Source organism: Micromonospora sp. NPDC003816 (genome assembly GCF_042874705.1).
Lineage (GTDB): Bacteria > Actinomycetota > Actinomycetes > Mycobacteriales > Micromonosporaceae > Micromonospora.
In genome coordinates this window covers 119,706-133,221 of sequence record NZ_JBIANP010000012.1, presented here as the reverse complement: position 1 = coordinate 133,221, position 13,516 = coordinate 119,706, and the positions used below count along the sequence as shown (strand labels likewise).

Annotated in this window: 10 protein-coding genes and 1 riboswitch; of the genes, 2 read left to right on the top strand and 8 right to left on the bottom strand. The window is 72.1% G+C overall.

The window, feature by feature from the left end; all coding sequences use genetic code 11:
• Position 1: 1 nt before the first annotated feature.
• The 7 genes from ACFYTT_RS27210 to ACFYTT_RS27180 form a co-directional block, all read right to left on the bottom strand.
• Positions 2–1,282, bottom strand: a complete 1,281-nt coding sequence (locus ACFYTT_RS27210) for an ABC transporter substrate-binding protein (RefSeq protein ID WP_387263364.1) — start codon at positions 1,280–1,282, stop codon at positions 2–4.
• 20 nt (positions 1,283–1,302) lie between these two features.
• Positions 1,303–2,898 carry an FAD-dependent oxidoreductase gene (locus ACFYTT_RS27205; RefSeq protein WP_387263401.1) on the bottom strand — a complete coding sequence of 532 codons (1,596 nt, stop codon included), beginning with the start codon at positions 2,896–2,898 and terminating at the stop codon, positions 1,303–1,305.
• 36 nt (positions 2,899–2,934) lie between these two features.
• On the bottom strand, positions 2,935–3,981 hold the full coding sequence (locus tag ACFYTT_RS27200) for a LacI family DNA-binding transcriptional regulator (RefSeq protein WP_387263362.1): 1,047 nt from the start codon (positions 3,979–3,981) through the stop codon (positions 2,935–2,937).
• A gap of 370 nt (positions 3,982–4,351) precedes the next feature.
• A complete protein-coding gene (locus ACFYTT_RS27195) occupies positions 4,352–5,047 on the bottom strand; it encodes a class I SAM-dependent methyltransferase (protein WP_357216767.1) in 696 nt (231 codons plus the stop codon).
• Entirely contained in the window at positions 5,044–5,829 is a 786-nt protein-coding gene (locus tag ACFYTT_RS27190; RefSeq protein ID WP_131055466.1) for an ABC transporter ATP-binding protein, read from the bottom strand. Before ACFYTT_RS27190 ends, ACFYTT_RS27195 begins: the two co-directional genes overlap by 4 nt.
• Entirely contained in the window at positions 5,826–6,812 is a 987-nt protein-coding gene (locus ACFYTT_RS27185; RefSeq protein WP_387263357.1) for an ABC transporter substrate-binding protein, read from the bottom strand. The genes ACFYTT_RS27190 and ACFYTT_RS27185 overlap by 4 nt, the downstream gene beginning before the upstream one ends.
• A 24-nt stretch (positions 6,813–6,836) precedes the next feature.
• Positions 6,837–7,925, bottom strand: coding sequence for an iron ABC transporter permease (locus ACFYTT_RS27180; RefSeq protein WP_176094494.1), 1,089 nt, complete (start codon positions 7,923–7,925; stop codon positions 6,837–6,839).
• 166 nt (positions 7,926–8,091) lie between these two features.
• A riboswitch (cobalamin riboswitch) is annotated at positions 8,092–8,311 on the top strand.
• Positions 8,312–8,430: 119 nt separating this feature from the next.
• Here ACFYTT_RS27180 and metE point away from each other — a divergent pair.
• Positions 8,431–10,728: a 5-methyltetrahydropteroyltriglutamate--homocysteine S-methyltransferase gene (gene metE / locus ACFYTT_RS27175; protein WP_387263354.1), complete on the top strand. Its 2,298-nt coding sequence runs from the start codon at positions 8,431–8,433 to the stop codon at positions 10,726–10,728.
• A 77-nt stretch (positions 10,729–10,805) separates the two neighbouring features.
• On the opposite strand, the gene ACFYTT_RS27170 is transcribed toward metE, so the two are convergent.
• Positions 10,806–12,092 (bottom strand): AI-2E family transporter, encoded by a 1,287-nt coding sequence (locus tag ACFYTT_RS27170; RefSeq protein ID WP_357216772.1) that lies wholly within the window; start codon positions 12,090–12,092, stop codon positions 10,806–10,808.
• A gap of 237 nt (positions 12,093–12,329) precedes the next feature.
• Between ACFYTT_RS27170 and ACFYTT_RS27165 the strand changes: the two genes are divergently transcribed.
• Positions 12,330–13,427, top strand: coding sequence for a hypothetical protein (locus tag ACFYTT_RS27165; RefSeq protein WP_387263351.1), 1,098 nt, complete (start codon positions 12,330–12,332; stop codon positions 13,425–13,427).
• Positions 13,428–13,516 lie beyond the last annotated feature (89 nt).

The window sequence follows — 13,516 nt, the reverse complement described above, 5'->3', positions numbered from 1 at the left end:
CTTACTTCGCCAGCAACGGCTGGATCTTGCCGCAGACCCCGTCCAGGACGGCCCTGACGTCCGCGTCGGCCTTCCACAGCGGGTCCAGACCGGCGCGGACCTGCTGGCTGATCTCGGCCTGCCCGGCGTGACTGGGCTTGACCACGCCGTTGGTGATCCCGTCGATGACGACCTTCTGCAACTGCTCCGGTTCGAGCTTCGGGTTCGTCTTGGCCAGCGTGTCGGCGGTCAACTGGGACTGGCGCGGCGGCGGGAAGAACTGGGCCAGCTTGGCGGAGTTGGTGGGGTTGGTGAGGAAGGCCAGGAAGTCGGCGGCGGCCTCGGCGTTCGGGCTGCGCTTGAGCACCCCGATGCCGGCCTGTCCGACCACCGCGTACGGCCCCTTCGGCCCGGCGGGCAGCGGGACCAGGTCCCAGGCGAACCCGTCGTCCTCGAGCAGTGACGCGCGGGAGATCTGGGTGATGGTCATGGCGGCGTCACCGGCGAAGAAGTCGGCGGTGGTGCCCGGGCCGGGCAACGCCTTGTCGGTGAAGACGGCACGGTGCAGCCGCGTCATCGCCTCGACCATCTCGGGTTCGGCGAAGCCGCAGGTCCTGCCGTCCTCGCTCCAGGCCCGAGCACCCCACCCGGTCCAGATCGTGGACAGGTTGCTCCAGTCCTTGTAGTCGAAGTCGCGGATCACCAGCCCGGCCTTGCCGGTCGCGGCCTGGGTGGCACCGGCCGCGCCGAAGGCGTTGTCCCAGGTCCACTGGCCGGCCTCGATCAGCTCGGCGGGGGTCCGCTGGTCGGCCTGCTTGAGCAGGTCGGTGTTGACGAAGACACCGAACGGCGAGGTGGAGAAGGGGTACGCGTACAGCTTGCCGTCGTCCTGCCAGAGCTTGAGGGTGGCCGGCAGGATGTCGTCGTACTGGTAGCCGTCGGTCTTCTTGAGGGTCTCGTCGAGTGGCAGCAGCGCGCCGGAGGCGACGAAGTCGGGCGCCGAGTTCTCGAACACCCAGGCCAGGTCGGGGGCGTTGCCACCGGCGATCTGGGTGGTCAGCGCCGTGGTGTACGTGTCGAACGGCAGCGGATCGAAGGTGATCTGCGTGACGTCGGGATTTTTCTGGCGGTACTCGTCGGCGATCTCGTTGAACAGCGCCAGATGCGCCTCGTTGGCCGACCAGACGGTGACCCGCAGGGTGGCCGGGCCGCTGTCCTGCGTCTCACCGCCGCCGCAGGCGGACATGGCGAGAACGCCGGTCAGCGCCGTGGCGACAACGCGTATTCCCTTTCCTGATCTCATCGTCTCTCCTCACCGGGGGGTCAGTAGCCCGCGATCTCCGGCCACCGGCATTCGACGCCGGCGGCCGTGACGCGGTCGGTGAACTCGGCCAGCAGCCGGGGGGTGCCGCGGACCGCGCGCGGGGACTCGCCCCGCGCCAGACAGAAGTCGGCGAGCAGACCGGCGACCTCGCCGACGTTCCACTCGACCGGGTGCAGCCGGTAGCTGCCGTTGGTGACGTGCGTGGTGCCGATGTTCTTGCCGGCCGGCAGCAGGTTCTCCATCCGCTGCGGGATCAGCGCGCCGAGTGGGATCTCGAACGGGCAGGACCCGACGTCGATGTAGTTGTCGCCGCCGGTCGACGGGTGCAGGTCGATGCGGTACATCCCGACGCCGATCGAGTCGGGGTACCGCACGGCGCCGTGTGCGCCGCGTACCGCGAGGGAGAGGTCCTGCTCTACCACGGTGTACTCGGCCCTGATCCGGCGCGACTCCCGGATGTAGGGCGCCTGGGCCAGACCGGCCGGGTTGCCGGTCACGTCGCCGCGCAACCGCAGCCCGGGGAAGCCGGTGCCGCCGTCGGGTCGCGGTGCCTCGGTCTGCAACCAGTAGAAGAGGGAGTACGACAGTTCGCGTGCCTTGGCCAGGTGCCACGACGCGTTGGGCACGTCGATGACCGGGCCCTCGAAGTAGTCGATCATCGGCCAGTTGACCAGGGTGATGTCGCTGGCGTACGCGCCGTCGACGAAGTTGCGCCGGGCGGCGATCCGGCGGAACGTCCACAGGTTGCCGTCGCCGGGGTTGACGCGCTGGTCGGCGTTGACCGCCCAGGGCTCGTCGTCCGGGTTCGGGGTGAAGCTGCGCTCCAGGATCTCCAGGGTGCGCGGGTTCGGCGAGCGCCAGGAGAGCAGCCGGTCACCCCAGAAGTCGGGCTTGTAGTCGCGCCAGAAGTCGTAGCCGGCGGGCCGGTCGATGGTGTGATCCCCGTCGACGTGGTCGATGGCGAAGCAGACCGACACGGCCTGCATGTTCATCGGCTGCGCCTCGGCCGGGGCGCTCGGCTCACCGGTCTGTTCCCGCGACTCGAAGCCGGTGACGTACTCGGTGCCGGTCAGCGGCAGCAACTCGCCGGTCTCGGTGGCGTCCAGCACGTACGGCGCGGTGACGTCGATGCGGTCCTCGCGGTCCCGGTGCGCCAGCGTGACGCCGGTGACCCGGTCCCCGTCGGTGGCCGCCGCCACCGGCCGGTACGGCTGGAGCACGGTCAACCGGCCCGAGCCCCGGTACGGCGCGAGCATCTGTTCCAGCACGGCGACGGCCACCCGTGGCTCGTGGCAGAGCCGGCTGACCCAGCCGGCACCCGGATTCAGGTCGGTCCAGGACCGGGAGCGTTCGGTGAGCGGGTAGTGCCGTCGGTAGTATTCGCGGATGCCGGTGCGTAGCGCCCGGTAGCTGGCGGTGGCACCGAACTGCTCGATCCAGGAGTGCTCGTCGGGCGGGACGGCCTGGCTGGTGAGCTGCCCGCCGAGCCAGTCGAACTCCTCGGTCAGGATCACCGACCGACCGGCCCGGGCCGCCGCGAGCGCGGCGGCGACCCCGCCCAGTCCGCCGCCGACGATGAGGACGTCCGCACGCATCTGTGCCACTTGCTTCCTTCCAGTCGCGCGGGCCGCCTATCGGCGGTCGACCGCCGGTTCGGGGGCGCCGAGGGTGTCGCCCTCGACGAACTCGCAGGGGAGGAGTCGTTGCTGGACGCCGTCGGCGCTGCCGTCGATGACCCCGGTCAGCACCTCGACCGACTGCCGGCCCATCTCCTCGCGCGGGATGTGGAAGCCGGTGAACGCGGTGTCGGTGGGCACCGGCACGGTCGGGTCGCCGAGCGTCAGGATCGACAGGTCACCGGGTACGCGCAGCCCGCGTCGGCGGGCGGCGGACTCCAGGGCGACGGCGGTGGCGAAGTCCTCGACGAAGACGACCGTGCTGCCGTCCCCGGCGAGGTCGTCCAGGACGGCGTCGGCGTCGCGGGTCGGGTCGGTCAGGCGGCGGGCCGACTCGGCGGCCGGTGCGGCGGCGTCGAACCCGTGCCAGCGGTCGGCCGAGGACTCGGCGGTGGCGTCCACGCCCAGGTAGGCCAGGCGCCGGTGGCCGCGTCCCAGGGCCAGTTCGACGAGCTGCCGCACCGCCGCGGCGTAGTCGGCGCCGACGTAGGGGACCGGTCCACCCGCGTCGTCGCGGCGACCCACCGCCACGTACGGGTATCCGTCGCGGTTGAGCCGGAGCAGCTCGGCGGCGTCGATCTCGCGTCCGAGCAGGATGCACCCGTCGGCCAGACGGAGCCGGTTGTCGCGGTGGAAGATCCGTCGACGCCCGTCGACCACGGGTGCGCTGGTGAACAGCAGCAGGTCGCAGCCGACCCGTTCGGCGTACTCCTCGATGCCGAGCAGGAAGGGGTGGAAGAAGTCCCGGCTGCCGCTGGGGAACGCCGGCTCGTAGGTGAAGACGCCGATGATCCGGTTGAACCGGGACGCGAGCCGACGGGCGACCGGGTCGGCGGCGTACCCGGTCTCGGCGATCACCCGCAGCACCCGGTCCCGGGTCTCGGGGGCGATGCGCACCTCCGCGTCGGCGCGGTTGTTGAGCACCAGCGACACGGTTGCCTGGCTGACGCCGGCCATCCGTGCGATGTCACGTTGTGTGACGCGTCGGGGTGCAGGGGGCACGGGGGAGTCCTTCCACTGCCGCTAATGCGTATTAGCGTTCGGGCTGGGAAGGAGCTTCGCGGCTGAACCCGATCGATGTCAAGGGGGTGACGGCAGATTTCCGTCTGATGAACTCCCTGAACTAATGCGGATTAGCGAGCGTCCTCGGCGGACCTGTGAACGAGGCGCGGCGCCCCACCCGCCCGACGGGGCGCGCTCGCCGTCGGCTCTTGACAGCGCCGCCCCGGAGTCGCAGTATTCAAGAACTCGACGGCGCTAATACGTATTACCGCAACGCCTGAACGCCCCGGCGCTCCCCGCTGTCCACGGAGAGCTGCACGGAGCGTGACTGGTGCTGCGGACGCGGCCGGGTGCCCGGCGGCGGGTCGTCTCAGACCCGGCCGCTGACCAGGTACTGCATCTGGTGCTCGTGGTTCGGTGCCACGCCGTACCGGTGGTCCAGCTCGTAGATCGACGTCAGCGGGACGGCCGTGACGTCCGTCAGGCCCGCCTCCTCCAGCACCGCCACGGTCTTGTCGATGGAGGTCGCGGTGGCCAGCGGCAGCTCCGCCTGCACCTGGCTGTCGTAGTGGCCGGTGAAGTTCTCCGAGGCGTTGTCGAGGCCGTGCGGGAACCAGGTGCTGTCCACCACCGCGACCGTGCCGCCGGGGCGCAGCAGGCGGATCCAGTTGGCCACGGCCCTCTGCGGCTCGCGCAGCGTCCACATCAGGTATCGGCTGGTGACGGCGTCGAAGCTGGCGGCCGGGAAGTCCGGCGCGACGGCGTCGCCGAGCCGGATGACCGGGCCGTCGGTGACGGTCGCGGCGTGCCGGCGGGCCTCGGCGAGCATGCCCTCGGCCAGGTCGATGCCGGTGACGCGGTGCCCGAGACCGGCCAGGACCATGGCGACCTGGCCGGTGCCGGTGCCGACGTCGAGCACGTCCAGCGGTGCGGCCGGCAGGGCCTGCGCCCAGATCTGCGCCCAGGCCCGCTGGTCGTCGGCGAGCCGGTCGGGGCGCTGCTGGTACTCGTCGTACTCGGGTGCGCGGCCGGTCCAGTAGGCGTTGATGCGCTCCTGCGTGGTCATGCCGCAGTCCTCTCGTCGGTGCTCTCATGGATCGGGTGGAACAGCAGGTGGACGGTGCCGTCGAGGTCCAGGCGCCGGATGCCGATGCCGTAGACGGGCTCCAGGACGGCGGGGTCGAGGACCTCGTCGACGGTGCCGGCGGCGGCGACCCCGCCCGCGCCGAGCAGCACCAGGTCGTCGCAGTAGCGGGCGGCCAGGTTGAGATCGTGCAGCACGACGACCGAGCAGGTGTCCAGCGTGCGGACCAGGTGCAGGATCTCGTGCTGGTAGCGGATGTCGAGGTGGTTGGTGGGCTCGTCGAGCAGCAGGTGGGTGGCCTGCTGGGCGAGCGCGCGGGCGATCAGCACCCGCTGCCGCTCACCGCCGGAGAGCTGGACGAACGCCCGCCCGCTCAGGTGCGTGGCACCGACCCGGCTCAGGCAGCGGGCGGCGATCTCGTGGTCGGCCCGACCGGTCCGCTGGAACGTCGACAGGTGCGGCCCCCGGCCGAGCAGCACCAGCTCCGCCACGGTCAGGGCGGTCTCCCCGCCGCTCTCCTGCACGACCACGGCCAGCCGCCGCGCGGCCTCCCGGGCGGGCAGGGCGACCAACGCGTCGCCGTCCACCACGACCTGCCCGGTCCGGCTGCGCAGGGCGCCGTAGAGCAACCGCAGCAGCGTGGTCTTGCCGCTGCCGTTGGGCCCGATCAGGCCGAGGACCCGACCCGGCCGGGCGGTCACGCTGACCCCGTCGATGACCGGATTCGCGCCGTAGCGCCACGTGACGTCGGTGGCCTCGATCACGAGCCGTTCCCGAAGCGCTGCACGATCCGCTCCAGACCGTCGATGGACAACGGCGTCGGCGGCTCGGTGAAGTTGAACAACTGGGTCATGACCTGGCCGTTGCGGACCGCGTTGAGCTGCTGCGCGCCCGGCAGCCCGGTGAGCCCCTGCTCGACCGCGCGGGGGTCGCCGTCGCCGTAGAGCAGGATCAGCACGTCCGGGTTGCGGCCGAGCAGTTCCTCGACGGTGACCTCGAAGACCCGCTCCTTGACGTCGCCGAAGACGTTGCGGAAACCGGCGGCCGTCAACTGCGGGTGGGCCATGCTGCCGGTGCCGTACGCGTACGTGGTGCCGCCGCCGACGGTCGGGTAGAGCACCGCCGCGGTGCGTCCGGACCCGTTGCCCGCCTCGGCCTGGACCTTCGTCATCCGGTCCTGGAGCGCGGTGACCGCAGTCGACGCCTCGGTCTGGCGGCCGAACACCCGGCCGTACGTCTCCATCTGCCGGTAGATGTCGTCGAAACTCGGCACGGCGGTGCTGTCCGGGCACATCGCCGGCTCCTCCAGCAGCGGGATGTCCACCGCCGCGAGGGTGTCGCGGGAGAGGTTGTCGACCTCGCCGAGGACCAGGTCGGGCTCCTGGCTGATCACCACCTCCTTGGAGATCTGGAGGTGGCCGCTGGTGTCGGTCTTGTCGGTCAGCAACGGGATGCGGTCCAGCTCGCCCTGGGTCGCCGCGTCGTAGTACTCCTTCGGGTACTGCCCCGCCCGCGCGGTGACCCGGTCCAGCACGCCGAGCGCGTGCAGGTACGGCACGGCGGCGCTCTTGAGTAGCACGATCCGCTGCGGAGGGGCGTCGAAGGTGACGTCCACGCCGCAGTTGGTCACGGTGACCGGGTAGCCGGGGGCGGCGTCGGTCGGTCCGTCGGTGCCGCCGCCGCACCCGGCGACGAGCAGCACGCACGCGGAGGCGGCGGCGGTGGCGAGGCGGCGAGCCTTCAACATCGGTTCTCCTTGACGGACGGGCGTTCAGGCGCCGGAGGCGTGCAGACGACGGATCAGGACCAGCAGGAAGGGGGCACCGAGCAGGGAGGTGATGATGCCGATCGGGATCTCCTGCGGTGCCAGCAGCACCCGGGCCAGCACGTCGGCCCAGACCAGGAGGATCGCCCCGAGCAGCGCGGCCACCGGCACCACCCGGACGTGCGGTGCGCCGACGATGCGGCGGGCCAGGTGCGGCACGACCAGGCCGACGAAACCGATGCTGCCGGCGGCGGAGACCAGGATGCCGACGCTGAGCGAGACCAGCACGAGCAGCCGGAGGCGGAACCGGTCCGGCGAGACGCCCAGGGTGTGCGCGGTCTCGTCGCCGATGGCCAGCACGTCGAGCCGCCGTCCGACGACGGTCAGGTATCCGATGGTGCCGATCAGCACCACGGCGGCGATCAGCAGCAGGGCGTTCCAGCGGGCCAGGCCCAGCGACCCGAGGAGCCAGAACATCACCGACCGGGCACCCTCGGCGGATCCGGAGGCGAAGATCAGGAAGCTGGTGGTGGCGTACAGCGCGTACCCGACGGCGACGCCGGCCAGCAGCAGCCGGATGGAGGTGACCCGGCCGCCGCTGCGCGCGATCAGGAAGACCAGCAGCGAGGCGCCGAGCGCGCCGACGAACGCGCTGGTGGAGAGCGCGTACTGGCCGAAGCCGGCGCCGGCGCCGAAGAGGATCGCGGCGGCCGCGCCGCTGGAGGCGCCGGAGTTGATCCCCAGCAGGTACGGGTCGGCGAGCACGTTGCGGACCATGGCCTGCAAGGCCACGCCGCAGACCGCCAGCCCGGCGCCGACCAGCATGCCGAGCAGGACCCGGGGCAGTCGGACCTGCCAGACGATCGCCTGCTGCGGTCCGGTCCAGCTCACCTCGCCCGGCACGCCGACGAGCTGGTGCCCGATGATCCGGGCCACCGTGAGCGGCGGGATGCCGATCGCCCCGGCCCCGACCGCGACCAGGCCGGTCAGGACCAGGCCGAGGGTCAGCGCGAGCAGCCAGAGGCCGGTCCGGCGGCGCTGCGCCGCCACACCGAGCACGTCCGTCGGGCTCGTCGGCAGGGTGGTGACGCTCACCGCTCTCCCACGCAAAGTCGTTGTTCTTGCCAAGTCTTTGCAAAAAGCTAACACCAAGATCACGCCAGCGGAAGCCGGATGAGTCGTTGTTCACGCTCCGCTCGACCCCGTGTCGCCGTGCGGACATCACACCCGCGCGCCGGTCGTCACGCGTGATCCGGACGCTAGGATCCGAGACGGTACTGGTTCGCCCCGGCCGTCCGGTCGAGGCGTCGTAAGAGGGAACCCGGTGTGAGTCCGGGACTGCCCCGCAGCGGTGAGTGGGAACGACCGCCGTCACACGCACTGGACGCCCTGTCGGGTCCGGGAAGCGACGGCCAGTAGGAGACCGGCCCAGCCGGTCGCGCCCACGAGTCCGAAGACCTGCCCGTGCCGCGTGCGCAGCCGCGCACGCCGCCGTCGGCCTCGCGGGAGGGCCCGGGCGAGGTCGGTCGTCGCACCGTGCCCTCCCCAGCCTTCCCCGGAGCCGTACCGCCGGACCTCGAGGGAAGGGAACCCTGGCGACATGACCACTCCGTTCGGCACGAGCACCGTGCTCGGCTATCCGCGCATCGGCCCGCGCCGTGAACTCAAGACCGCAGTCGAGGGCTACTGGGCCGGCCGCATCGACGAGCCGACCCTGCGGGCCACCGCCGCGCAGGTACGCGAGGAGACCTGGCGTACGTTGCACGACGCCGGCCTGTCCGCCGTACCGTCCAACACGTTCTCGCTCTACGACCACGTGCTCGACGCGGCCGTCACGGTCGACGCCGTACCCGACCGGTTCCGCCGGCTCGGCCTCGGTGAGCTGGACACCTACTTCGCCATGGCACGCGGCACCGCCCAGGAGCCGCCGCTGGAGATGACGAAGTGGTTCGACACCAACTACCACTACCTGGTGCCCGAGATCGGCCCGGACACCGCCTTCGCCGCCCGGGCCGACACGCCCCTGACCGATTACGGGCGGGCGCGGGCGCTCGGCATCACCACCCGTCCGGTGCTGGTCGGCCCGGCCACCCTGCTGCTGCTCGCCAAGCCCACCGCCGACGCGCCGGACGGGTTCCGCCCGTTCGACCGGCTGGACGACCTCGTCGACGTCTACGCCGACCTGCTGACCGCGCTCGCCGACGTCGGGGTGCCGTGGGTGCAGCTCGACGAACCGGCGTACGTCGGCGACCGGTCCGACGCCGAGATCCGCGCCCTCAGCGCCGCCTACGCCCGCCTCGGCGCGCTGACCCACCGGCCCCGCCTGTTCGTCGCCGCCTACTTCGGCGAACTCGGCGACGCGCTGCCCGCCTTGCTGGACACGCCGATCGAGGCGATCGGGTTGGACCTGGTCGCCGGTCCGGGTGACCTGGACCGGCTCGCCGGCCACGGCGCGCTGCCGGGCCGGACCGTGGTCGCCGGGCTGGTCGACGGCCGCAACGTGTGGCGGACCGACCTGCGGGCCGCTGCGGCTGTCGGCGCCACCCTCACCGGGCTCGCCGACAGCGTGGCCGTGTCCACCTCCTGCTCGCTGCTGCACGTGCCGGTGGACCTGGCCGCCGAGACCGAGCTGGACCCCCGGCTACGGGACCGGTTGGCGTTCGCCCGTCAGAAGGTCGACGAGGTGGTCGCGCTCGGTCGGGTGCTGCGCGACGGGGTGGGCGAGCTGCCCGCCGCGCCTGCGCCGGTGCCGGCACAGTGGCGCGACGACGCGGTCCGTGCCCGCCTGGAGGCCCTACGGCCCGAGCACACCCGACGCGGCCCGTACCCGCAGCGCGCCGAGGCCCAGCGCCGACGCCTCGGGCTGCCCGTGCTGGCGACCACCACCATCGGGTCGTTCCCGCAGACCGAGGCGTTGCGCCGGGCCCGGGCCGAGCACCGGGCCGGTCGCCTGGACGCGGCCGGCTACGCCGAGCGGATGCGGGCCGAGATCGCCGAGGTGGTGGCCGAACAGGAACGCCTCGGGCTGGACGTGCTGGTGCACGGCGAGCCGGAGCGCAACGACATGGTGCAGTACTTCGCCGAACACCTCGACGGCTTCGCCGCCACCGCCCACGGCTGGGTCCAGTCGTACGGCTCCCGGTGCGTACGCCCACCGATCCTGTACGGCGACGTGACCCGGCGCGCACCGATCACGGTGACCTGGTCCCGGTACGCCCAGTCCCTCACCGACCGGCCGGTCAAGGGCATGCTCACCGGTCCGGTGACCATCCTGGCCTGGTCGTTCGTCCGGGTGGACCAGCCGCTGGCGGAGACCGCCCGGCAGGTCGCCCTGGCCCTGCGTGACGAGGCGCGGGACCTGGAGGCGGCGGGCATCCGGATCATCCAGGTCGACGAGCCCGCCCTGCGGGAACTGCTGCCACCACGCCGCCGGGACCACGCCGGCTACCTGGACTGGTCGGTGGCGGCGTTCCGACTGGCGACCAGCGGCGTCGCCGACGCCACGGCGATCCACACCCACCTGTGCTACTCGGAGTTCGGCGAGGTGCTGCCCGCCATCGACGCCCTGGACGCCGACGTGACCAGCATCGAGGCGTCACGTTCCCGGATGGAGATCCTCGACGACCTGGCCACCGTCGGCTACACCCGGGGCATCGGGCCGGGTGTCTACGACATCCACTCGCCCCGGGTGCCCGACGGCGCCGAGGTGGTCACCGCGCTGCGCCGGGCGGCGGCGGTCGTCGGGCCGGACCGGCTCTGGGTCAACCCCGACTGCGGGCTCAAGACCCGGGGCTACGACGAGGTCCGTCCCGCACTGACCGCGCTGGTCCGGGCCGCCGCCTCGGTCCGCGCCGAACTGGCCGCCGACGGGCCGACGCCCGCGCCGAGCGACGCCTGACCCGTGGTGCCCGCCGGTGGGAGCCGCCCACCGGCGGGCACCGCCGACGGACCGCACACCCGAGAGGACCGGAAGGGTCAGGGTGCGGTGGCCTTGACCACGACCGCCTCCGGGGGCGGTGGCTGCTCGGCCGGCGGGAGGCGTCGGGCCAGCCGCCGGACCGCGGTGTTGAGCACGGCGATCAGCGGTACGGCGATGAGCGCGCCGAAGATGCCGTCGAGCACCACACCGGCGGTGACCGCCAGCACCACGGGCAGCGGGTGCAGCGCCACCGCCTTGCCCATGATCCACGGCTGGAGGACGTTCCCCTCGACCTGCTGCACCACGATCACCGCGCCGAGGATGAACAGCGCGGTGACCCAGCCGCCGTCCACCAGGGCGACCAGCACCGCCACCGCGCCGGAGAGCGTGGCACCGACGATCGGGATGAACGCGCCGAGGAAGACCAGCGCGGCCAGGGCGAAGGCGAACGGCACGTCGAACAGCACCAGCGCGATACCGATGCCCACCGCGTCGATGAACGCCACCAGCACGGTGGCCCGCACGTAGGCGACCAGGGTCTGCCACGAGGCCCTGCCCGCGTCGTCGAGGCGCCAGCGGGCGGGGGCCGGGAACATCCCCACGATGAACCGCCAGATGCGCTGGCCGTCGCGGAGGAAGAAGAACATGGCGAAGAGGACCAGCAGCGCACCGGTGAAGATCTCCACCACCGTGCCGGCGGTGGAGAGCGCGCCGGTGGTCAGCGCCTGGGTGTTCTCGTTGATCCAGTTCTGCCCGGCCTGGATGTACTGGTTCAACGTGCCGTCGGAGAGGTTCAGCGGCCCGTCGCGCAGCCAGTTCTGGATCTGACCGATGCCGTCGGCCGCGTTGCGGCTGAGGTCGGGCAGGCCGGTGACGAACTCGCTGACCACCATGGTCAGCGTGCCGACCACGGCGGCCAGTCCACCGATCAGCACCACGGCGGTGGCCAGCGAACGGGGGAAGCGGGCCCGCAGCAGCCAGCCGACGGCGGGTGCCAGCAGTGCGGAGAGCAGCAGCGCCACCAGCAGGGGCACGATCACGACGCGGATGGTGCCCATGAACCGCAGCATCGCCCAGCCGACGATGCCGATGACGATGATCCGCCACGACCAGGCGGCGGCGATCCGCAACGAGTGCGGCACCCCGGCGTCGTCCCGGCTGATCGTCGAGGGATGGCCGTCCTCGCCGTCGTTGCCGGCGCGGGGCTCGGGGATGGGCCGGGCGAACTCCTCCGCACGGTCGGCCTGCCGGGTACGGTCCCGGTCCCTGGCCGCGCGTACCGACTCGCGTCCCCCGTCGTACGCCCGGCGCAGTCGGTGCCGCAGCTGCTCGAACCGGCTCAAGGGAACCCCCAGGTGAAGATCGGTCGGTACACCGTAACGGGTCGGGCCACACACCGGCACGGTGACCAGCGGCCAGGCCGGAAACGACCGGACCGCCGCCGGTCTTCGCCGGTGACGTCGGGTCGCTTCAGCCCTATCCTGGCGCTTCGTGCCCGGGTGTCCGGCCGACGCCGCCCCGGCTCGCGGGTGGGTCCCTCCGGACGCCGAGGGCTCCATCTGCCACGAGGAGGTTCCCGGGTGAGAAGGTTCGCGGTACTCGTCACCGCGGTGACGGCGGCCACGGCGGTCGCCGTACCGGCGCAGGCGCAGTCGACGTCGACCCCGACGGCGGTCACCCTCAAGCCGCCGCTGAGCGGCCTGGTCGACCGGGCCGAGCCGGCCACCGGTGCGTACGCGCCGGTGGTGGACAGCTTCGTCATCCGGGTCAACTGGAGCGACCTGCAACCGCAGCAGCAGGCCGGCACCGACCACGGCGGTGCGCTCGACACCACCGCGATCGACCTGGCGGTCACCGCCGCGAACGCGGCCGGGATGCACGCCCGGCTGCGGGTGGTCGGCGGCATCCACGCCCCGGACTGGGCGAAGACGTTGGGCGGTGCCAGCCCGATCCCGTGGTACACCAGCGGCACCCTGGCCGGCACGATCGGTGCGTTCTGGACCAGCGAGTACGGAACGGCCTACCAGAACCTCCAGGACCGGCTGGCCGCCCGCTACGACGACGAGCCCCGGATCCGGGACGTGGTGATCGCCCGCTGCACCACCGAGTTCGCCGAGCCCTACATCCGGCAGACCGGGCAGCTCAGCCTGAACCGGCCCGGCCTGGAGGCGGCCGGCTACACCGGGGCGGCCGACGACCAGTGCCACCGCGACGAGATCGACGCGCACGACGTGTGGGAGCAGACCCGCTCCTACCTGGCCTTCAACCCGTACCAGCGGATCAACGAGGTGACCTGGACGGGCTCGGTGGACATGCCGTACACCCGGCAGATGATCGACTACTGCCGTACCTCACTGGGCGCCCGGTGCGTGCTGGGCAACAACTCGATGTACCCCGACCGCCCGAACAACTACTACGCGATGTGGGCGTACATCGCGGGCAAGGGCGGCCCGATCAGCTACCAGACCGCGACCGCCGACCTGGTCTGCGCCGACCAGGACCCGTGCCCGGCGTCGACCTGGAACCAGACGCTGGAGCTGGCCCTCACCTACGGGGCGAACGCCGTGGAGCTGCCCAGGACGAAGACCGGCTACCAGAGCTGGTCGATCGCGGACGTGTCGCCGAACCACGGCCTACAGCACTACGACGACCTGCTGGAGGCCGCCGCCGGGCCGTGACGCGGCTGCGCCGGACGCGGCCGTGGGCGGTGCGTAGACTCCGAACCGGACGATCGCCCTGCTCACGGCCGCTCTCGACGCGCCATCCG

Coding starts and splice junctions, on each gene's coding strand:
- ACFYTT_RS27210 (WP_387263364.1), bottom strand. CDS start 1,282: ATGAGATCAGGAAAGGGAATACGCGTTGTCGCCACGGCGCTGACCGGC.
- ACFYTT_RS27205 (WP_387263401.1), bottom strand. CDS start 2,898: ATGCGTGCGGACGTCCTCATCGTCGGCGGCGGACTGGGCGGGGTCGCC.
- ACFYTT_RS27195 (WP_357216767.1), bottom strand. CDS start 5,047: ATGACCACGCAGGAGCGCATCAACGCCTACTGGACCGGCCGCGCACCC.
- ACFYTT_RS27185 (WP_387263357.1), bottom strand. CDS start 6,812: ATGTTGAAGGCTCGCCGCCTCGCCACCGCCGCCGCCTCCGCGTGCGTG.
- metE (WP_387263354.1), top strand. CDS start 8,431: ATGACCACTCCGTTCGGCACGAGCACCGTGCTCGGCTATCCGCGCATC.